This window comes from Okeania hirsuta (assembly GCF_003838195.1).
Classification (GTDB): Bacteria; Cyanobacteriota; Cyanobacteriia; order Cyanobacteriales; family Microcoleaceae; genus Okeania; species Okeania hirsuta.
This window is the reverse complement of record NZ_RCBY01000046.1, coordinates 21,073-41,739: the sequence shown is the minus strand read 5'-3', so window position 1 is coordinate 41,739 and position 20,667 is coordinate 21,073. Positions and strand designations below refer to the sequence as shown.

General features: G+C 36.3%; 13 protein-coding genes and 1 pseudogene. 7 read left to right on the top strand and 7 right to left on the bottom strand.

What is annotated here, in order from left to right; genetic code table 11:
• The first annotated feature begins 854 nt into the window (after nucleotides 1-854).
• Both D5R40_RS10550 and D5R40_RS10545 read left to right on the top strand, forming a co-directional pair.
• Nucleotides 855-2,321, top strand: a complete 1,467-nt coding sequence (locus D5R40_RS10550; RefSeq protein WP_124154621.1) for a carotenoid oxygenase family protein — start codon at nucleotides 855-857, stop codon at nucleotides 2,319-2,321.
• A 201-nt stretch (nucleotides 2,322-2,522) separates the two neighbouring features.
• Entirely contained in the window at nucleotides 2,523-3,626 is a 1,104-nt protein-coding gene (locus D5R40_RS10545) for a pentapeptide repeat-containing protein (RefSeq protein WP_124154620.1), read from the top strand.
• 93 nt (nucleotides 3,627-3,719) lie between these two features.
• Here D5R40_RS10545 and D5R40_RS35000 read toward each other — a convergent pair whose 3' ends face one another.
• Nucleotides 3,720-3,962 (bottom strand): hypothetical protein, encoded by a 243-nt coding sequence (locus D5R40_RS35000; protein WP_124143310.1) that lies wholly within the window; start codon nucleotides 3,960-3,962, stop codon nucleotides 3,720-3,722.
• 398 nt (nucleotides 3,963-4,360) lie between these two features.
• Here D5R40_RS35000 and D5R40_RS10535 point away from each other — a divergent pair, with 398 nt between their 5' ends.
• Complete coding sequence (locus D5R40_RS10535; protein ID WP_124143311.1) at nucleotides 4,361-4,714, top strand: Dethiobiotin synthetase; 354 nt, start codon at nucleotides 4,361-4,363, stop codon at nucleotides 4,712-4,714.
• Between the two features lie 99 nt (nucleotides 4,715-4,813).
• Here D5R40_RS10535 and D5R40_RS34995 read toward each other — a convergent pair whose 3' ends face one another.
• On the bottom strand, nucleotides 4,814-5,140 hold the full coding sequence (locus D5R40_RS34995) for a hypothetical protein (protein WP_124154619.1): 327 nt from the start codon (nucleotides 5,138-5,140) through the stop codon (nucleotides 4,814-4,816).
• 244 nt (nucleotides 5,141-5,384) lie between these two features.
• Between D5R40_RS34995 and D5R40_RS42530 the strand changes: the two are divergent.
• Nucleotides 5,385-5,524 (top strand): annotated as a pseudogene (locus tag D5R40_RS42530) (IS701-like element ISPlag1 family transposase); the annotation flags it as partial.
• Nucleotides 5,525-5,665: 141 nt separating this feature from the next.
• Here the strand turns inward: D5R40_RS42530 and D5R40_RS10525 are convergent.
• On the bottom strand, nucleotides 5,666-7,213 hold the full coding sequence (locus tag D5R40_RS10525) for an SUMF1/EgtB/PvdO family nonheme iron enzyme (protein ID WP_124143312.1): 1,548 nt from the start codon (nucleotides 7,211-7,213) through the stop codon (nucleotides 5,666-5,668).
• Nucleotides 7,214-7,384: 171 nt separating this feature from the next.
• Nucleotides 7,385-12,157, bottom strand: a complete 4,773-nt coding sequence (locus D5R40_RS39435) for an SUMF1/EgtB/PvdO family nonheme iron enzyme (RefSeq protein ID WP_240041575.1) — start codon at nucleotides 12,155-12,157, stop codon at nucleotides 7,385-7,387.
• 172 nt (nucleotides 12,158-12,329) lie between these two features.
• Here D5R40_RS39435 and D5R40_RS10510 point away from each other — a divergent pair, with 172 nt between their 5' ends.
• Both D5R40_RS10510 and D5R40_RS10505 read left to right on the top strand, forming a co-directional pair.
• Nucleotides 12,330-13,130, top strand: coding sequence for an Rpn family recombination-promoting nuclease/putative transposase (locus D5R40_RS10510; protein WP_124143313.1), 801 nt, complete (start codon nucleotides 12,330-12,332; stop codon nucleotides 13,128-13,130).
• 64 nt (nucleotides 13,131-13,194) lie between these two features.
• On the top strand, nucleotides 13,195-13,431 hold the full coding sequence (locus D5R40_RS10505; RefSeq protein ID WP_124143314.1) for an RpnC/YadD family protein: 237 nt from the start codon (nucleotides 13,195-13,197) through the stop codon (nucleotides 13,429-13,431).
• A gap of 325 nt (nucleotides 13,432-13,756) precedes the next feature.
• Here the strand turns inward: D5R40_RS10505 and D5R40_RS10500 are convergent, their stop codons facing one another.
• Entirely contained in the window at nucleotides 13,757-14,692 is a 936-nt protein-coding gene (locus D5R40_RS10500; protein ID WP_124154618.1) for an AAA family ATPase, read from the bottom strand.
• Entirely contained in the window at nucleotides 14,674-15,861 is a 1,188-nt protein-coding gene (locus D5R40_RS10495) for a hypothetical protein (RefSeq protein ID WP_124154617.1), read from the bottom strand. The genes D5R40_RS10500 and D5R40_RS10495 overlap by 19 nt, the downstream gene beginning before the upstream one ends.
• A gap of 434 nt (nucleotides 15,862-16,295) precedes the next feature.
• On the opposite strand from D5R40_RS10495, the gene D5R40_RS10490 reads away from it, so the two are divergent.
• Complete coding sequence (locus tag D5R40_RS10490) at nucleotides 16,296-18,086, top strand: CHAT domain-containing protein (protein ID WP_124154616.1); 1,791 nt, start codon at nucleotides 16,296-16,298, stop codon at nucleotides 18,084-18,086.
• Nucleotides 18,087-18,215: 129 nt separating this feature from the next.
• Here the strand turns inward: D5R40_RS10490 and D5R40_RS39430 are convergent, their stop codons facing one another.
• Entirely contained in the window at nucleotides 18,216-20,642 is a 2,427-nt protein-coding gene (locus D5R40_RS39430) for a PAS domain S-box protein (RefSeq protein ID WP_240041574.1), read from the bottom strand.
• Between the last annotated feature and the right edge of the window lie 25 nt (nucleotides 20,643-20,667).

Genomic DNA, 20,667 nt, shown 5'->3' with positions numbered 1-20,667 from the left:
CAAAACAGTAGTGAATAAATTTTTGGTTTCTGATTTGTAATTAAGTCAGATTTTTTCTGTGTTGAGCGATCGCCTTTGGTTTGGAGTCTATTTTGTGGGAAGGTGTGAAATTTTACTATTGCGTATGGCAAAACAGTAGTGAATAAATTTTTAGTTTCTGATTTGTAATTAAGTCAGATTTTTTCTGTGTTGAGCGATCGCTCAACACAGAAAAAATCTGACTTAATTACAAATCAGAAACTAAAAATAGGTGGTAGGTCGTAGGTGTAATATCATGTGCGGTTGAATACTTATCAATATAGCGCTGTGCGCAGGCAACAGGCAACAGGCAACAGGCAACAGGGGGAATAAAAAACCGATAATATAAGGCTTTTAGCTATTGGACAGTTCTTGTAATTTGTAAATATCCCAGCGCACATTGCTATAACTAGGGGCGAAGACATTTTCGTCTGTACAGGGGAATAGGGAGTAGGGAGAATAAAGAGATTTGCCATGTATACACAGTTGGGTTTTTTTCATCACTAATTTCCGGACATGATATTATCCCTTTCTTTCTTAGGTGTGAAATTTTACTATTGCGTATGGCAAAACAGTAGTGAATAAATTTTTAGTTTCTGATTTGTAATTAAGTCAGATTTTTTCTGTGTTGAGCGATCGCCTTTGGTTTGGAGTCTATTTTGTGGGAAGGTGTGAAATTTTACTATTGCGTATGGCAAAACAGTAGTGAATAAATTTTTGGTTTCTGATTTGTAATTAAGTCAGATTTTTCTGTGTTGAGCGATAGAGATAGTTTAATTCCCTCAAATTGATATTTCGTGTAAAACTTTAAAAAGTTGAGAAATTAGGATTTAATTATGACAAATTTACAAATTGAAAAATCTACATCTTATACTCGTGAAGATTGGAAAAAAGGATATGAATCTCAACCCAATGAATATAGTTATTGGATTGATGATATAGAAGGTGAAATACCAGCAGATTTGAATGGTACTTTTTTCCGCAACGGACCAGGTTTATTAGATATTAATGGTCAAGCGATCGCTCATCCTTTTGATGGTGATGGAATGGTTTGTGCTATTGGCTTTAAAAATGGTCGTGCCTACTTCCGAAATACCTTTGTTAAAACGGAAGGATATGTGACAGAAAAAGCAGCAGGAAAAATTCTATATCGAGGTTTTGGTGCTCAAAAACCAGGCGGTTGGTTAGCGAATATTTTCGATGTAAACGTTAAAAATTGTGCTAATACTGGTATTCTTTATTGGGGTGATAAACTTTTGGCATTGTGGGAACCAGGGCAACCTCATCATTTAAATCCCCAGAATTTAGAAACTATTAACCTTAGCGATTTAGATGGAGTTTTACAACCAGGTCAAGCTTTTTCTGCTCACCCCAGAATTGATAAAGGAAAGGATGGGAAAGGAGATGTTTTAGTTAATTTTTCTGTCAAACCAGGTTTGTCAACTACCATCACTATTTTTGAACTTAATAGTCAGGGAAAATTACTCAAACGTTACTCTAATTCTATTCCTGGTTTTGCCTTTTTACACGATATGGCAATTACACCAAATTACTGTATCTTTTTCCAAAATCCTCTTACTTTTAATCCTTTTCCTTTCTTCCTGGGATTGCAAAGTGCAGGTCAATGTTTGGAATTTTTACCTAATAAATCAACACAGGTTATTTTAATTCCTCGTGATGGTAGTAAAGCTATGAAAATTTTGGAAACGAAACCTTGCTTTATATTTCATCATGCTAATGCTTGGGAAAAGAATGGGGAAATTTATGTAGATTCTATTTGTTATGAATCTTTCCCACAAGTTGACATGGGTGATGATTTTCGTGAATTAGATTTTGACTCAATTCCAGCAAGTCAATTATGGCGATTTAAGATTAATTTGTCAGAGAATAATGTAGAACATAAATTGCTTGAAAGTCGTTGTTGTGACTTTCCGAATCTAAATCCGAATAATGTGGGAGAAGCTTATCGATATTTATTTATTGGACTAGCAGAACAACCAAGCGGAAATGCTCCTTTACAAGCAATATTAAAGATTGATTGGCAAACAGGAGAACGTCAAATTTTTAGTGTTGCACCGCGAGGTTTTGCCGGAGAACCTTTATTTGTTCCTTTTCCGAATGGGGTGAATGAAGATGATGGTTGGTTATTAATGTTGATGTATGATGCGGCGGAACATCGGTCAGATGTTGTGATTTTGGATGCTAGAGATTTGAATCAAAAACCTGTGGCGAGGTTGCATTTAAAGCATCATATTCCTTATGGTTTACATGGGAGTTTTACACCTCATTATTTTTGGGAGTAATTGATGTTTGGTTGACTTTAAAATCTAGAGGCAAACGGCTGTTTAATTGGGGGGAATTGATATGATATTTCCCCCAATTTATAGAGGGGTATTAGCCACAGCTTACTTTAGGGACAGATGAAGTAGACAACCTAATATTTCCTGATTTAGATGGATTTTTAAAGTAAAAGTAAATCAAAACAATCTATCTAAATTAATAATATGAATAACGAGGAATCTAACAAGAAAAACAATAATCAAATTATTCAGGGTGACAAAAATATAATAATTCAAGTGAATAACAATCATTCTACAGCCTATGCATCTGAAAAAAATCCGAATCCAAAAGAAGAGAAAAATATAGCATTAGCATTTATAATAACTGGCAGTCTCAATATTACACACGAGCTCACATTAAAAGTAATTGAAAAACATCTACAAAAAATTGCTGCTGATGCGGATGATGCAGAATTAACAATTGTTGATGTTGATGAAGGAAGTTTAAAGTTTGTGTTAAAAGGTTCTCCAGAAGGTTTGGAAAAAATAGAAAAATTATTTAACTCTGAAGAATTAACAGAAATATTTGATGTGCCAATAAAAAATGTTGAGTTTATCGAGCCTGAAAAGGAAAAATTAGCATTTTCAATTACTGGGGATATTTCTGACACTGATGTGGCAAAAATTAAAGCTGCGGTTACTGGAGTTGATGAAAAAGAACTATTAATTCAAAAAATTAGAACTTATCGAAGGAGCGAAAAATTAAATCTTAGTGGAGCTGACCTTAGTGGAGCTGACCTTAGTGGAGCTTACCTCAGAGGAGCTGACCTTAGTGGAGCTAACCTCAGAGGAGCCGACCTTAGTGGAGCCATCCTTAGAGGAGCTGACCTTAGTGGAGCTTACCTCAGAGGAGCTAACCTCAGAGAAGCCGACCTTAGTAGAGCTTACCTCAGAAAAGCCATCCTTAATGGATCCGACCTCAGAAAAGCCATCCTCAGTGGAGCCATCCTCAGTGGAGCTTACCTCAGAAGAGCTATCCTCAGTGGAGCCATCCTTAGAGGAGTTTACCTCGAAGAAACCGACCTCAGTGAAGCTGACCTCAGAGAAGCCGACCTTAGTGGAGCTTACCTCAGAAAAGCCATCCTCAGTGGAGTAATCCTCAGAGAAGCCGACCTTAGTGGAGCTATCCTTAGTGGAGCTAACCTCAGTGGAGCTAAATTAGAAAACAGTAAAGTAATAAATACAAAATTCAGCAGCAATAGCCAAGGAATGAATGAACAACTCAAACAAGACCTCATTCAACAAGGAGCTATTTTTGAAGATTCTTAGGAAGACCCAGTATTAGCTCCAATGCGTCGCTAATATTAGCCACAGTTTAGTTTAAAAATTGGGAGTATTGTCCAAAACTCTAAGCAAAGTTAATCAAAGTCTCTCACCATAATTAATTAGGGCTTGCTGATTAATTCTAAAAGTATTTACAGATAAAGGTTTTAGCGTTTTAGCGTTGAAAAAAGTACCAACTTTTTGGTGGAAAAAGCTCATGCATGCTGGTATTTTAGGATGATTATGGCAGAAAAATTGAGAGACAATTCTTGCTCCTACCTCCTCTACATTCCCATTTCTCCTGTCTCCTGTCTCCTGTCTCCTGTCTCCTACAAAGAGCAAAAAGACTTTATTCAGCAGACCCTAATTAACAATAATTGACGTAGTTTAACGGTCTAAGCAACATTGATTTGTCACGATAAAATTTTTTCCTATCTAATTATAAAATCGTAATTTTCTAGTGCCGGAAAATTATCAATAGTAGCAAATAATATCATGTTCATTAGAACAGTTATAATTAGGCTCGTAATTTTGCTGGAGCAATAATACTAAGTATTGTAAGGGCTAGGGCTTAATTACAAAAAAACAAAAACTTTATGATCAGTAATTAATCGATATGAGTTTTTGTTGGGTTGCCCTATCGCTTAACCCAACCTACAAATTACTTATGCTTTTTCCCATTCTGTGCCACCTCACATAAAATTGGTATAACACCTAAAACCTACCACCTAATTATTAATATGAATTATGAAACTGCCCGTCAATTTCTCATAGATCAAGGAACAGCTTTAGAAACTAAAATTAATCCAGATGCTTTCCTCATGCGTCTCGAACAAGGTAAACCTCCTATTCCTGGCCAAGCAACTAATATTTTGTTAGCTCTAAAAATCTCTTTTGAAATGTTGCAAGGAGATCCTCTTCTAGACCGAGAATTAGTTGCCGGATTATATTTATTAGCAATAGAAAGTCTAAAATTATTTGAAGCTGGTAGACGAAAAGGAGTAATGTGGCCGCCACTTTTAAAAGAAGATATTGAACGAATTTCAATTGCGGTGAAAAATATCTTTTCTGGAGTTTGGCCTACAGATAAATAATCATCCTTGAAGAAGAAAGAAGGAAAAAGTGGATGGGGAAAGTCTTCGACAAGCTACTTCGTGTCTTATACCAAATTAATAAATATTTGCTACAAATAGCTAGGATATTTCTGAGGAGTCAACCAACCCCTCGCCCCTCCCCCTCCCAGGAGGGGAAGTTAGGAGGACTGAGTCAGAATTAATAGCTTCAATACCATTTTTCAGGTCGGAAATAATTCTTTTCTCTTGGTGCGCTACCAGGTGCGACTGGCGTCGTCGCGGGGTCGCACCGCTCTCTTGGTCGATTGGATATGGCGAGGAGACCCGAAGAGTGCAGACCCGCTCCGAAGTACGCCATCCCACCCTACGGGAAGCTGCGCTAACGACCGCTTTGTCAAAGGACATATCCTGCATTTGTCTTTTTATTCCTCTGACTATTCGTAACATTATTTTTTCACGCTTGGTATTATAACCTCAACCAATTGTCAATACCGTGTAGATGGCGGGGTATTAAACCCAAAATAAAAAGATAAAAAAGGCTTTACCGTTTATTTATAAACCCACATTTGGTGCTACAAAATGCAGTATGTAAAAACCAAAAAACAGGAGTAAGTATTTAGACTTAATAAAAAAATCTTAAACAGTCATTTGTAATATCATTAAGTGAGAAAAATACGATCACAATAAAACTGTCTTAATGGATAGTTGGTATGGAACACAAAGATTAATGGCATTGGTAGATAACAAGCGGAAAATTTTATTACTGTCTCTTAAAAAGAAATCATCTAGTAGATGATACTGGTCGCAATCGAGAAAGATCAAAATATTGGATAATTAAGTTGGAATGAATTAGAAAAAATATCAGGTAAAAGAATTCAAATAAAATGAAACTCATTTAACTCTAAATAACTGAAGCTTTTTGAATAGATAGTTAAGCGATCGCGCAGAATTACAGTTGAATATCGCTCTGATTTAGTATGTACTATATATAGTGTCTTTGCGTAAGTCCTGATTCAGAGACCACAACAATACTCGATTATTACCAGAGTCAGCAATAACAGCAGTATTGCCACAAACCGAAATCCCATAAGGCCAACACAAACTTTGGCGAGTCGGATACAAACTCAAAGCATTTTCACCCTTACTCTGAAAATCTGACTGACCAATTAATGCAACTGCCGGAGTGCCAATATCCACAGTATCCCGCCAACCCAATAACCGAGAATTAGCGGTATCAGCAACAATCAACCAATTAGCAACCGCAGCTACACCATAAGGCATACTCAAACTAGCAGCAGAAGGAAAATAAACTCCCTGATTTAACTGTACTGTATTAAATTGAGATTGACCGAGAACTACAGAACAAGGTTGATTATTCTCAGTAGGGATGGCATCCCAAATCATTACCCGATTATTTCCAGCATCAGTCACAATCAAGCGATCGCCATACTGTTGCGGAACATTATTGCCCCAAAAAGTAATTGCATGAGGCCAACGCATACTCGCTGCCGTCGCTTCACTCCCTCCATTTTCATCCCGAAAACTCATATTTGCCTGCCCCAAAACGAGATCGGCAGGTTGTCCATTAACCTCTGGCAACTGATGCCACATCAACACCCGACGGTTGCCCGTATCTGCTACCCAGAGTTTTCCTTGATGGTAGACGACACCATAAGGCCAGTGCATTCGGTCCGCAGCAGTTTCTGGTTGACCCCGGTTAGATTCATTTTGAGAAAAATCTGCCTGACCTAAAACGATATCGGCAGGAACATTATTATCTTCGGGTAACTGCTTCCAAATTAATACCCGATGATTCCAAGCATCAGCTACTGCTAACCCTTCTCCACAAGCACAGATACCAGTGGGGACGCTTACTGTTGCTGCGGTGGTTGTACCATTGGCATTTTGCCCTTCTTGAGAAAAGTCAGATTGTCCGATAACCCAGTCAGCAGGTTGCGTGTCAATTTCGGGAAATTTTCGCCATCCCAATAATCGATGATGTCCGGTATCAGCAACCCACAGAGGTCCTGTTTCTGAGATTAAGCAAGCTCCACGGGGTCCGAACATTGTAGTTGGACTAGGTGCGAGTGGTACAACTAGGGAATCTGAGGATGGTGTACCGAGAATGATTTTTGCACCATTAGGGTTAAGCATTTGTGGTTGTTTTTCTGGGTTTTGATTCGGATTAATGTTTGGGGAATTTTTCATTTTAAGAAGGTAATGGGGAACAGAGAACAAAGAACAAAGAACAGGAAACAGAGAGCAGGGAGTCGGAAAATCTCTGGAAGTAATACCATTTTCAAATGGGCGGTTTCCTCCTTTAAAGTAAGAGGGATTTTTACCCATAATAGCAAGATATTGGTCTTGAGTAATGGGGTATTTACTCATATAAAAAGGTTGGAGAATAACTTGATGTTGGGGACTTTCTGTGTGAAATCTTCGTTTTTCACTTTCTGGCGAACCCATAATAAAACTCCCTCCAGGAATATAAACCATTTCCAAAATCACACCATTACCCAAATCTTCTGTAAAATATTGAGCTTGTTTGGGAACGCGATTAATTTCCTCACCTCTGTTATTAACTGTGATTACCTCAAATGAAAAAGTTTTCAGAGGTAATTTTGGTTGGGGAATAATAATAGGTTCTGGTTTAGTGCTTGGTAGAATAATTTTTTGTTATTTTGGTTAAAGTTAAATATTAGGAGTAGAGTCATCCTGTAAGGTTAGGTTTATACAAGTACAGACAATACGGAAACCAAAAATGTAGACGTGGGAGGCTTGCCTATCGCTGCCACCGCGAATAGCAGAACGGCAGACATAAGGGTTATCGTACCACGATCCTCCTCGCAGCAAAGGATACAGCTCTTTTTCATTATTGATATTTTGGAAATCATGACTATTAACCCAAGCAGTTCCATCAGTGGGAACATCTTCGTAATTATCATGCCAGTCATCTGCACACCACTCCCAGACATTACCGTGCATATCATATAAACCAAAAGCATTAGGAGAAAAACTTCCCACATCAGTTGTCTGTTTCCGATATTTACCTTTAGGTGCATTGGCATAGGTATAGTTACCATTATAGTTAACTAAATCAGTAGTAATAGTTTCTCCAAAATAAAATGGTGTGGTTGTTCCTGCTCGACAGGCGTATTCCCACTGACTCTCACTTGGTAGTTTATAGATTTTAGTGGTTTTCTGGGATAGCTTTTGACAAAATTCTGTGGCGTTGTACCATGTAACCCTTTCTACAGGACGTTTTCCTCCTTTAAAGTAAGAGGGATTTTTTCCCATAATAGCTTGATATTGGTTTTGAGTAATAGGATATTTACTCATATAAAAGGGTTGGAGACTAACTCCATGCTGAGGACTTTCTGTATCACGCCTTCCTGCTTCATCCTCCGGCGAACCCATCATAAATGTTCCACCAGGAATAGCCACCATTTCCAAGATCAAACCTTTACCTAAGTCTTCTGTAAAATATTCGGCTTGTTTGCGAACACGATTAATTTTTTCCCCTCTGTTATTAACTGTGATCACCTCGAATGAAAAAGTTTTCAGAGGTAATTTTGGTTGGGGAGTAATAATAGATTCTGGTTTAGTGGTAGGTAAAATAATAGGTTGTTGTCTCTGTTGAGTATTTGGAATAGAGGCACCCTGATTAATTAGAGCGCCAGAACTACAGACAACACGAAAACCGTAATTGTTGTAACAGAGGTCGCGCCTATTGATGTAGTCGCGGAAAGCGGAACGGCATAAATCAGGATCGTTGAACCAGGAACCGCCCCTCAGCAAGGGATACAGTTCTTCTTCTTCATTACCTTGAGAATCTAGATTATTTTCATTATGATGCCAAATATCTAGCCACCACTCCCAGACATTGCCGTGCATATCAGCATAGGAAGGAAAAATTCCCAGATTAGCACACAACTCCCAGACATTCCCGTGCATATCGTACAAACCAAAAGCATTAGGAGGAAAACTTCCTACATCGGTAGTCTGTTCTCGGTATTTACCTCTAGAGGCATTACCATAAGTATAATTGCCATTATAGTTCACTAAGTCAGTAGTAATAGTTTCTCCAAAATAAAACGGTGTAGTTGTTCCTGCTCGACAAGCATATTCCCATTGACTCTCACTCGGCAGTCTGTAATTTTTCCTAGTTTTTTTGGATAGCTGTTGACAAAACTCTGTGGCATTGTGCCATGTTACCATTTCTACAGGGCGGTTTCTTCCTTTAAAGTGAGAGGGATTTTCACCGATAATGGCTTGATATTGCTCTTGAGTAATGGGATATTTACTCATATAAAAAGGTTGCAAAGTAATTTCATGTTGGGGACTTTCTGTATCACGTCTTTGAGCTTCATTCTCCGGTGAACCCATAATAAAACTACCCCCAGGAATAGCTACCATTTCCAAAATCACACCATTACCCAAATCTTCAGTAAAAAATTCTGCTTCTCTCCAAACACGGTTTATTTCTTCACCTCTCCTATTAACCTTAACAACCTCAAATGAAAAAGTTTTCAGAGGTAATTTTGCTTGGGAAGTACCAGAAGGCTTTAATAATAGATTCTCTAAATTATTGTTTGGTAAAATAATTGGTTTTTGTCTCTGTTGAATATTAGGAGTAGAGTCACCATAATTAGTTAGAAACTCAATAGAACTACAGACGACTACTCGAATACCGTGATAGTTGTGACGGTAGCCACGCCTAACGCTGTAGCTGCGGATAGCTGAACGGCAGCTCATAAAAAAATCGCCCCAGGAACCACCCCGCAGCACAGAATACAGTTCTTTTTCATCATTACTGTGAGAATCTAAATCATTTTCATTATTGATTTTTTCTCCTTCATTACTATCAATCCAAGCTCTGCCATCATTAGGTACACCTTCATAGTTATCATGCCAAATATCGTGACACCATTCCCATACATTGCCGTGCAGATCAAATAGACCAAAAGCATTAGGAGGAAAACTTCCTACATCGGTAGTCTGTTCTCGGTATCTACCTTGAGGTGCATTGCCATAAGTATCGTAGCCATTATAGTTCACTAAATCAGTAGTAATAGTTTCTCCAAAATAAAACGGTGTAGTTGTTCCTGCTCGACAAGCATATTCCCATTGACTCTCACTCGGCAGTCTGTAATTTTTCCTAGTTTTTTTGGATAGCTGTTGACAAAACTCTGTGGCATTGTGCCATGTTACCATTTCTACAGGGCGGTTTCTTCCTTTAAAGTGAGAGGGATTTTCACCGATAATGGCTTGATATTGCTCTTGAGTAATGGGATATTTACTCATATAAAAAGGTTGCAAAGTAATTTCATGTTGGGGACTTTCTTGATCAAGTCTTCCTTCTTCACTTTCTGGAGATCCCATAATAAATGTTCCCCCAGGAATAGCCACCATTTCCAAAATCACACCATTACCCAAATCTTCAGTAAAAAATTTAGCCTCTCTCGAAACACGATTAATTTCTTCACCCTTCCTATTAACCGTCACCACCTCAAAGGAAAAAGTCTGTAAAGGCAACGCAACAGGAACTCTCAACAACACACCTCCTACATCAACCTCACTCTTTCCCAACTCTCTCCTCACATTCTCAACTCCAGCAACATCACCCCGCGCATAACCACCATACCCCTGCCCTAACATCACTAACAAAGGTTCATATTCTCTCAAAGGTTCTGCCAAAGTTTCCATCAAAGACGACAACCTCACCAACTCCGCTTTATCATCCCGTCCATAAGCTTCCTGCAAAGACTCCGCCAACTGACGGGCAGCCAATTCCGGGCGAGTATAAGCTAAAGCAGTCCATCTTTGACCCTGCCAAATACTGGATACAGACTCCCCACGATTAACTTGAGAATCAATATAACTGACCAAAAACCGAGATAATTCTTCCAGTCGAGACTGCCCAAACCTTTCTGTACAAAGCTGCAACAACTGATTCCGAATACCCCGATCCATTTCATAGAGTTCCCTATCCACAGGATGACAAAAACTTGACAACAAAATATCTGCCACCGCATACCAAGGAATATTAAAATTGCGCTGTCTAGCAAAAAACCGTTGCCATAAACGATATAAAAGGTCAGGAGTTAATGCCAAAGGAAAAGCAGCGTGTTGAGCAAATATTAAATGAGGTTCGCCGAAATATTCAGTAAAAGCAGCAATTTGATCGACATTTTCATTGACAATTTCTACCTCCTCAATATCAGTTTTCACAACAGGCAAATTTATCCCCAATTTCCCATAAATTAACCACTGACACATCGTCTTAAATTCTTGATAATTTAGACCGAACGTTTTCAGATTAAAACTATCATTACCAATAGCGGAAATTTCCTGTGCTGAAGTTCCGCACCACTTTTTGCGAGGCAAAGGATTCAACCATGCCACCCGTTCCACTTTTCGCGAGAGAAATTTGAGAAAATTCTCAGTTTTTTCAACTCTTTCTGAAACAAACCTACCCCTCGCAGCACCCCCATCACTTAAAATTAAAACTAAAATTTCTTCTTTAACTAATTCGGATAAAAGAGTTTTCAAAGATTTCTTTTCGGAAAAATCAGGGTCAGCATAAATTCTTATTTTGGGCACATTATCAAAGTAATAAATATTAGCTTCTTGCCAAGAATTAATTATTTGACGGCAGAAAGGATTAAAAGGCATCATTGACTCAGACTGGTCAATTAATAAGATAATTTTTCTGGGTTTTCCTCGACCATATTTATAGATAGGTTGTACAAAAAAACCTTCTTTAGCTATTTCTTGTACAGTAGCTTTTACATTAATATCGCTAGAAAATTCTGTTAATTGAGGCTGAAATAATAAACGTTTTGTTTGCTGTATTTGGGCAAGACTAACAGGAAAATAATCTCCATCTTTAGGAGTTTTAGGAATAGCAGTGGCAACTTGAGGATTATTAAAAGTAGGCGGTAATAAAATTTCTGGAAAAGTTTCATATTCAGGAATTTGTTGATGTGAAATTTCTGGAAAAATTTCAGCTTCAGGAATTTGTTGTTGAGGTGAACTTTCTGGTTGAAAATTAGGTTGAGGCGGAACTTCTGAAAAAGTTTCAGATTCAAAAGTAGATTCTGGTGGAATTTCTGAATTAGAAGTAGATGACCTTTCTACTATTTCCTCTTCTACTGCAGTTACTTCAGATTCAGAAATAGAATTATTATTTGCTGTTTCGATGAATTGATGAAATTCTGAAAAGACATTTTTCTGCTGCGATAATAATTCATTAAAACAATTATCAAATAATTTTTGTTCCTCACGAGACTTCACCCAAATTGTACGATAGATTCTAGCAATAGCTTGTTTATCAGAAATATCTAACCCCATTTCCAGAGATGCTAATAAAGCTTGAGTTGCTAACTCGTATTGTGAAATATCGAGTTTCATTCCAGCTTCTCTGAGTCGCCAAAATAAATTTATTAACGGGGGATTTTTCATAACAACTTGTGAGAAATAGGTAATGGAAAATACAAGTAGCCTAGTATAATTCAATGTTATATCATATCCGGATAATTAGTGATAAAAAAGTTTTTGTTTTCTATATTATTATTCCGAGATATATATTGTTGTATAATTAAATTCAATTCAACCATATATCCAAATTATTCCCTTGAGAACAGACAGTATTTTTTACACCCTATTCCAATCTGTACCTAACGCCTTCTTTGAACTAATTTCACTACCTGAAACTATAGCAAAAAACTATCAATTTGATTCCATTGAAGTTAAAGAAACATCCTTTAGAATAGACGGTGTATTTGTGCCTACTGAAGTCACACCCGAAACCCCTATCTATTTTGTTGAAGTTCAGTTTCAACCAGACAATAATTTTTATGCCCGTTTCTTTGGAGAAATATTTCTTTATCTCAAAAATACAAAACAATTAAGAAATTGGCAAGCAGTTGTAATTTATCCTAGTCATGATGTGGATAAAGGGGATAGTTATGGATATACAGAAATCCTAGAAAACAGCCGAGTTTCTCGTATTTATTTATCAGAATTAGGTAAATCTACAACAGAACCATTAGGGTTGGCCACGCTAAAATTAGTCGTGAGTGACCAGAATCAAACTATGTCAGACGCTAGAATATTATTAGATAGAGTACAACAAGAAGAACCAGAACCAAAACAGAAGGAAAGCTGGTTGCAATTGATTAAAACCATACTAATTTATAAATTACCACAAGCAAGTCGGGAGGAAATTGAAGCCATGTTTAACTTGAGCGACTTAAAACAAACTAGATTCTATCAAGAGGCTTTTTCAGAAGGCCGACAAGAGGGTAGCTTATTGGCCAAAAGGGCAGCTATTCCTAATTTGATAAATCTGGGCTTAACTATAGAACAAATAGCTTTAGCTTTAGAATTACAAGTTGAACAAGTGAATCAATTTATTAATGGAGAAAATAATTAAAATATTCCTTTAAAGCATTCTAATTTAGAAATTCATACAAGAAAGTAGGGAGGAAATTGAAGCGATGTTTTACCTGAGGGATTTAAAAAAAACTCGATTCTATCAAGAGGCTTTTTTAGAAGGAAAAGAACAAGGGCGTAAAGAAGGCAAACTAGAAGTACAACAAGAGGCTATTTTATTGGAAAAATTTTCTGTAGTTCCTAATCTAATAAATCTGGGTTTAACTGTAGAACAAATAGCTTTGGCTATGGAATTACAAGTTGAACAAGTCAGTCAATTTATTGATGGAGAAAATAATTAAAGTATTCCTGATAAAACATAGGCTAATACTCGAAGTTGGGTTGATTTGTTTCCATCAAATATTTCTCATCAACCTGACTTCGGAAAGTTGAAAATATACTTAAATATTCAGGAGTTATCTGTGCCAGCACAATTAAGTTTGCTCGACAATTAATAGGTGGGAAAATTTACAAGTATGTCCGAAGCGACTGTAACGGAGTGGAAGGAAGCAATATCAAGGGTATGAGGTGCATCAACATTTCTTTATATAGTATATAGTGAGTTTTATTCGTGTTTACCTACTTATTCAGTAAACCCTAATTAAACGGAAATAAAATTATTCCTTATTATAAAAAATCTTCGCGATCGCTACGACTTTTTAATAATGTACTGGGAAAGGGTAATCCTGTTTCTAATTTTTCTATTATTTCTTCTGGGCGATACTCATTCAGTATAGCAAACCAATCTATTAATTCACTGGTACTTACTTTTTTCCCAGTTTCTCCTCGTTCATCTTCCATCATTTCTCGCAATTCTAAAAATCTATCAATTGCTTTTTCCACAATTTCGCTCGGAGGATTTTGAAACCTAGCATTAATAATTTTTATTAGTTGTTCTTGACCGGGAAATTCAATGTAATGATACAAACATCTGCGGAGAAAAGCATTCGGTAAAGTTTTTTCTTGGTTGCTAGTAATAATTACAATTGGTGGAGCATCTGGATTAGCTTTTAACCAACGCCGGGGGTGTAAATCTTTAATTTCAAATCGTTGTTCTTCTAGTGCTAATAATAAATCATTGGGAAAATCTGTATCTGCTTTATCTATTTCATCAATTAAGACTACAGTTCGATATTTTTTTTCTTGAAAGGCATAACCTAAAGGTCCTAACTCTAGATATTTAATTAGATTAGTAGGGTCAGTTTCCTGATTTTTTATCCCTAACTTTGCTAACTGTGCTGCTTGTAAACGTCCGATATAATCATAAGTATAAAAACCATCTTGTGCTTTACTAATTGACTGAACATTCCAGAGACGAAATTTCCAATTTAGACTGGGATATTTTTGACTAAATTCATAAATAATGGAGTATGCAAGACGACTTTTACCACAACCTGGTTCTCCTTCTAATAATAAAGGACGATTTAATCTGATCGATAAATTAACTGCTTCTTTTAAAAAGTCGTCCGGATAGTAGGGATATAAATTTTGTTGTACTAAATTATTCCATTCACCCGTCAGCGGTTGGATATTTCCTTCATATTCTAGGGGTAAGTTTGCCATCTTGTTTCCCGACTGAATTGACATTGAAAAAGTTTGTACATATATTCTAGGACTAGGCGAGATTTGCCATTTTTACTATATGTCAATAAATCTTTAATGGCATCATTTATTGATGGTAACTGCATCTGTAAAATTATCTCTACTTGATTAATAGCTTCTCGAATATCAGTTTCAGATATAGATTCTGCAATTGGCATTTTAATAACTTGTGAAAATATTTCCGTATTGTCTCGCCAATCATTTTGACCGCCACAGTCTTCTAAAAACATAATCAAAAAGTTTTTACCTGCTGGGATTTGTTTAACTAAAGGAAACCAAAACTGTTCTAATAATTCTTCTAAGCGTTTTTTGTCTAAAGTCTCTACATTTTTGAATACCAAAATAATATGCTTTTTTTGGATAAAATCTGCACCTGTTAACTGTAACTCTGCACCTAGTTTCATCCAAATAGTAGGAATAGAAAATTCTGTCAAATCAGAAGCTAGGTCAAAACTTAACTTTTTAACTTCTGCTGCTCCATATTTAATAATTTCCGTTTCAATTCTACGCATTAACCAAGCTCGACAATAGTGACAATTTCCTTGGATGAAAAATCCGCCTACTCGCCGTTTATGTTTGGCTAAATTTTGGAAAATATTGATTTGAGGTCGATGATTTACACTTAGTAATATCCGATATAACAGAGTGGAACGATTATGGAAATCTGAGGAATTTTTTTTAGTACCTAATTCTTGAATAATTTCTGTTTCAAAACCCAAAGCTTTCCAATAAGCTACAAAAGCTGATTTATCAATGGGAGTTCCTTTTTGGAAATTACTCCAAGTGCGATAAGAAATATTTTTTGCCAAAATAATATCTGATTCAATTAACTCTTCTAATTTAAAACTGCTGATTATTTGATTAGCTGATTTTTTAATTTTCTGCTTAAATTGGCGATATTCAGATTTCTGAGTTTTAGGGATATAAACTGCTTCTTCATCAATTAATTCTTCTAGTTTTTCTAGAGTAATTTCATAACCCGTAATAATTGTGTCAAATATTAAATTTTTACTCGCCTCTACAAGTGCTTGACTATTTTCTCCCCTTCTCCAATTAAGTTTTTGAATTCGTTGTTTTATTTGTTGGCATTCCGACTCAGATGCCTTCAACGTATTCTGCCGTCTTGTCATTTCAGTTATCAGCTTTTTCAGTTATCAGCTTTTTCAGTTATCAGTTATCAGTTATCAGTTATCAGCTATTAGTTATTAGTTAGCCTCCTGGGTTGGAACTTTCCGTTTGTCATGCTACGCAAATATTACGCAAATATTAATAGTACCTCTGAGTGAAGCTAGTAGCACCTCTAGATTTTTTTGGGGTTTCATAATTTAAGACCTCTCCCCCAACCCCTCTCTTCCCCCTCTCCCCCCTCTTCCCCCTCTTCCCCCTCTTCCCTCTCTCCATTTTTTTCCTTACTTCATAAAGTTGATTTTGTCAAGCCCCGATCTGATCAGAAAACTGATCAGATTGTGACAGTGGCTGTGAAAGGCTCTAAAAAGGTAATGTAGTTCAAAACTTATTGCAGAGCAGCCACTACAAGTACAAATATTTTACTCAATCAAGACCAATGACACAAGCAGATTTATTGAAACTCTATCAAGGTCAGTTCAAATTAATTAAAACTCTAAATTATTGCAGTTTGCCAAAGTTGTTTTTTTCCTTCGTTCTACTGAATTATCTTTTAGCATTAATCTGGGCTTTACCAATAACAAGTAGATCATTTTTCACAGAAAAAAATCAAGATTTATCCCAACTTTCACCAGCAGATAAATCTTTAGATACCAACCTAGAAAGAGGCATTTTATCGTTGGGAAATCATCAGGAAAAAAGTAGGGGACATCAAGAAGATTTGGTAATTAAAAATCATCAAAATTATCAAAAGTTTTCAACAAATCAGTTGTCTAGAGAAATATATTTCCAATCAGATAAAGAACATGAAATAACTTTTTTTACTGGTATTATTTCTAGACAAAATTTTCCAGATATTATGTGGGAACATAAGATTTATGGTGTTACTCAACAAATACATTCAACCAAAAATATCGAATTATCAATGATTTATACAAATTCTTTAAAAGATAAGACTTTATCAAACTCTAATAATGCTAATTTGACTTCAAATCTTACCTTGAATACAACTTTTGAGCCAGTAGTAACAATATTAGAAAAAAATCGAATCCAAGAATATTCAGATTATTTTGGAGAAGATTTTGACGAAACATTACTCCAGACAAAAAATGTCCGAGATATCTTAACTGATATGGCTAACCAAACAGGAAAAGAATCAGCCGTTGTTTATATTAATGCCTATCCCGAACAATTACAAATAATTTTATATACCAGATCGGGTCAACCAATTATTAAAACTATTGCCGAAGCTAACCGCCAAAAACTTATGGAAGTTGTACTAGAACTACGACTTCAAATTACAGATCCGAATAACCGTTATACTGATAGCTATCTCTCACCAGCACAAAAATTATATGATTGGTTGATCGCACCTATATTAGCAGAATTAAAAGCAGCAAATATTGAGACTTTACTATTTAGTATGGATGAAGGTTTACGAACTTTACCTATTGCTGCATTACATGATGGAGAACAATTTCTCATAGAAAAATACAGTCTCAGTTTAATTCCTAGTGTGAGTTTAATGGATGCTAACTATCGCCCACTTCAAGATACTCAAGTATTAGCAATGGGAGCAAGTGAATTTGTTGAACACAAACCCTTACCAGCAGTACCTGTAGAATTAGAAAACATTGCGCAACGGTTATGGCAGGGTGATATGTTCCTCAATGAAGATTTTACTCTTGATCATCTAGTTATTCAAACAGAGAGTTATTCTTACCCAATTATTCATTTAGCTACTCATGCTGATTTTCTCCCAGGAAAAGCTAGTAATTCTTACATTCAATTGTGGGGAACTGAACAAATAAAGTTAGACAAAATGAGAGAACTTGGTTGGAATGAATCTACTGTTGAACTGTTAGTATTATCAGCTTGTCGTACTGCCTTGGGTGATAGAAATGCTGAATTAGGGTTCGCAGGGTTAGCGGTAGCAGCAGGAGTGAAGTCAGTGTTAGCTAGTGTATGGTATGTGAGTGATGAGGGTACATTGGGGTTGATGACGGAGTTTTATAGTCATTTGAATGATACAAAGATTAAGGCAGAAGCGTTGAGACGAGCACAGTTCGCAATGTTACGAGGGAAAGTGGTTATTGCAGAAGGAGAGTTAAGGGGAAGTGGAGTGCATAGGGTAGTGGTGTTACCGTCGGCGTTAGCAAATCTGGAGAATGATAATTTATCTCATCCTTATTATTGGGCAGGGTTTACTATGGTTGGTAGTCCCTGGTAATTCAAACAAAAACAAGCCCAAAACATATGAAATACGCTGTAAATCCTCAGCAACTTGTTCCTTGCACACTTCCCATATTCCCCATCTCCCTATCTCCCCATCTCCCCTTAAATAGATCCCAAATTGGTTCTATATCTCATCCAAAATTGGTAAGGCTACAAAAAAAGTGCTACCTTCTCCTAAAGTGCTTTCTGCCCAAATTTTGCCTTGATGTTGTTGGACAATACTGCGACAAATGGCTAAACCTAAACCTGTGCCTCCCTTCTGGCGAGAGTCAGAAGCATCAACTTGTTGAAAGCGACCAAAAATACTTTCTATCTGATCGGCAGGAATACCTCGCCCTTGGTCTTTAACTGCAATCAAAACTTGATAACTATATAAGCATTTTGTTTTAACTGTTGAAGTGAAGTTATCGGAGCTAATAGTATGGTTTCTATTTATAACTTGTTTGCTAGCAGTCAACCAGACTGTTGTTCCTTTTGGGGAATATTTGATGGCATTACTAAGTAAGTTAGTTAAGGTTTGAATTAATTTGTCGGGGCATCCCCAAAACTTAGTATCGACTGTTCTTACTGACAAATTAACTCCTGCTTCCTCTGCAATAGGTTGCATTTCATTTACTGTCTGGAGCATTAATTCAGCAATGTTACAAGTTTGTTTCAGCGTTGTTACTTGCTGGGAATGAAGGCGTTCTAAATCTAGAATATCGTTGATTAACCGTATTAAACGGTCTGTGTTAGCAATGGCAATATTTAGCATCCTGTTACCTCTTTCTGGCGCTTGATTAAGTAATCCACTTTTCAATAAAGCTAAAGCACCGTGAATAGAAGCAAGAGGAGTGCGTAACTCGTGACTCACAACAGAAATAAATTCGTTTTTCATCTGTTCGACTGCTTGACGTTCTGTTATATCTTTAAATGTTACAACTGCACCAATAATTTTTCCCTGTTCTAAAATAGGTGTGCTTACATATTCTACGGGAAAATGTGAACCGTCTCGTCGCTGAAAAAATTCATCAGTAACTTGGCAAACTATACCTTTTTTTAAAGTTGTTGTAAGTTGACTATCTGAGTTATTTTTTTGTGCTGAAAATTTATCATTTTTGTTGTTAATTTTATCTTTTTCTTTGTGGTTTAATACTCCGCCGTCTACAGAATGTTTACAATTGCTTGGAGTTTGAGTACCTATCAACTTTTTCCCTATTCCTTCTTCCTTCTTCCCTCTTCCTTCTTCTTTGTTGTTAATTTTATCTTTTTCTTTGTGGTTTAATACTCCGCCGTCTACAGAATGTTTACAATTGCTTGGAGTTTGAGTACCTATCAACTTTTTCCCTATTCCTTCTTCCTTCTTCCCTCTTCCTTCTTCTTTGTTGTTAATTTTATCTTTTTCTTTGTGGTTTAATACTCCGCCGTCTACAGAATGTTTACAATTGCTTGGAGTTTGAGTACCTATCAACTTTTTCCCTATTCCTTCTTCCTTCTTCCCTCTTCCTTCTTCAACCCCAGAAATTATCAAACTCCAGTCACTATTTACCAGCTCTTTAATTGTATAACCAGTCATTCTTGCTGCTGCTGGATTAGCAAAAGAGATTTTTCCCAATATATCTATTCCACAAATCCCTTCTCCGGCTGAGTTTAATATTAATTGATGTTGGTAACGAAGCTGTTCAAAAGATTTTTCTATCTGCTTACGATCGCTTATATCCCGAGCAATAGTTGAGACTCCTATAATATTACCTTCAGTATCTTTGATTGGAGATATTGTTAAAGCTACATCTATATGTTTACCATCTTTTCTAATATGTACAGTTTCATAATTATCTATACTAGCTCCTGCCCTAATATTTGCTAAAATTTGGGAAATTTCATTTGGCCTTTCTGGCACAGCTAACATAGAAATAAAACGGCCTTTTACTTCAGAAATAGAGTAACCATAAATTGCTTCTGCTCCTGAATTCCAACTATAAATAATTCCTTCTAAAGTATTACCAATAACTGCATCATTAGAGGATTCTACTATAGAAGCCAATCTAATCATCACTTTTTCTGTTTGTTTTTGCTCTGTAATATCACGCCCCAAAACAACTATTCCATTACGTTTTCCATCTTCATAAAATAACGGTACTTTAATTACGTCATAAATTTTCATGCTGCCATCTCGTTTGGGAATTATTTCTTCACCCCTAGACAAAGTTCTTTTCTTCCATGCTTCTCTATCACTATGATGACAAGATAAAAAAGCCTCTCGATAAAAACTACTAATTTCTCCCAATTCTATATCTGATTTACCACGATAATCTACTTTTTCTATTTCAAATAATTCCAGCATTGATTGATTAGCTTCTAGCCATTGGCCTGTACCATCTTTAAAGCAGACAATATCTGGCATAGCGTTAATCAAAGTTCGGAGTTGTAAAGATGTTTTTTGATATTTTTCTACTAGCTCTTGTAGTGCTTTTTCTGCTCTTTTACGTTCCCTAATTTCTGCTTTTAATTGAGCATTAGCATTTTTTAAAGATTCTATTAAATTGGTTGGATTTTTAGTTACAATTTGCATTTTTTTTATCCTATTTAATTGTTTT

Bases quoted from the DNA above. Each gene is read 5' to 3' on its own strand.
- D5R40_RS10550 (WP_124154621.1), top strand. From the start codon at position 855: ATGACAAATTTACAAATTGAAAAATCTACATCTTATACTCGTGAAGAT.
- D5R40_RS10545 (WP_124154620.1), top strand. From the start codon at position 2,523: ATGAATAACGAGGAATCTAACAAGAAAAACAATAATCAAATTATTCAG.
- D5R40_RS10535 (WP_124143311.1), top strand. From the start codon at position 4,361: ATGAATTATGAAACTGCCCGTCAATTTCTCATAGATCAAGGAACAGCT.
- D5R40_RS34995 (WP_124154619.1), bottom strand. From the start codon at position 5,140: ATGTTACGAATAGTCAGAGGAATAAAAAGACAAATGCAGGATATGTCC.
- D5R40_RS39435 (WP_240041575.1), bottom strand. From the start codon at position 12,157: ATGAAAAATCCCCCGTTAATAAATTTATTTTGGCGACTCAGAGAAGCT.
- D5R40_RS10505 (WP_124143314.1), top strand. From the start codon at position 13,195: ATGTTTTACCTGAGGGATTTAAAAAAAACTCGATTCTATCAAGAGGCT.
- D5R40_RS10500 (WP_124154618.1), bottom strand. From the start codon at position 14,692: ATGGCAAACTTACCCCTAGAATATGAAGGAAATATCCAACCGCTGACG.
- D5R40_RS10495 (WP_124154617.1), bottom strand. From the start codon at position 15,861: ATGACAAGACGGCAGAATACGTTGAAGGCATCTGAGTCGGAATGCCAA.
- D5R40_RS10490 (WP_124154616.1), top strand. From the start codon at position 16,296: ATGACACAAGCAGATTTATTGAAACTCTATCAAGGTCAGTTCAAATTA.
- D5R40_RS39430 (WP_240041574.1), bottom strand. From the start codon at position 20,642: ATGCAAATTGTAACTAAAAATCCAACCAATTTAATAGAATCTTTAAAA.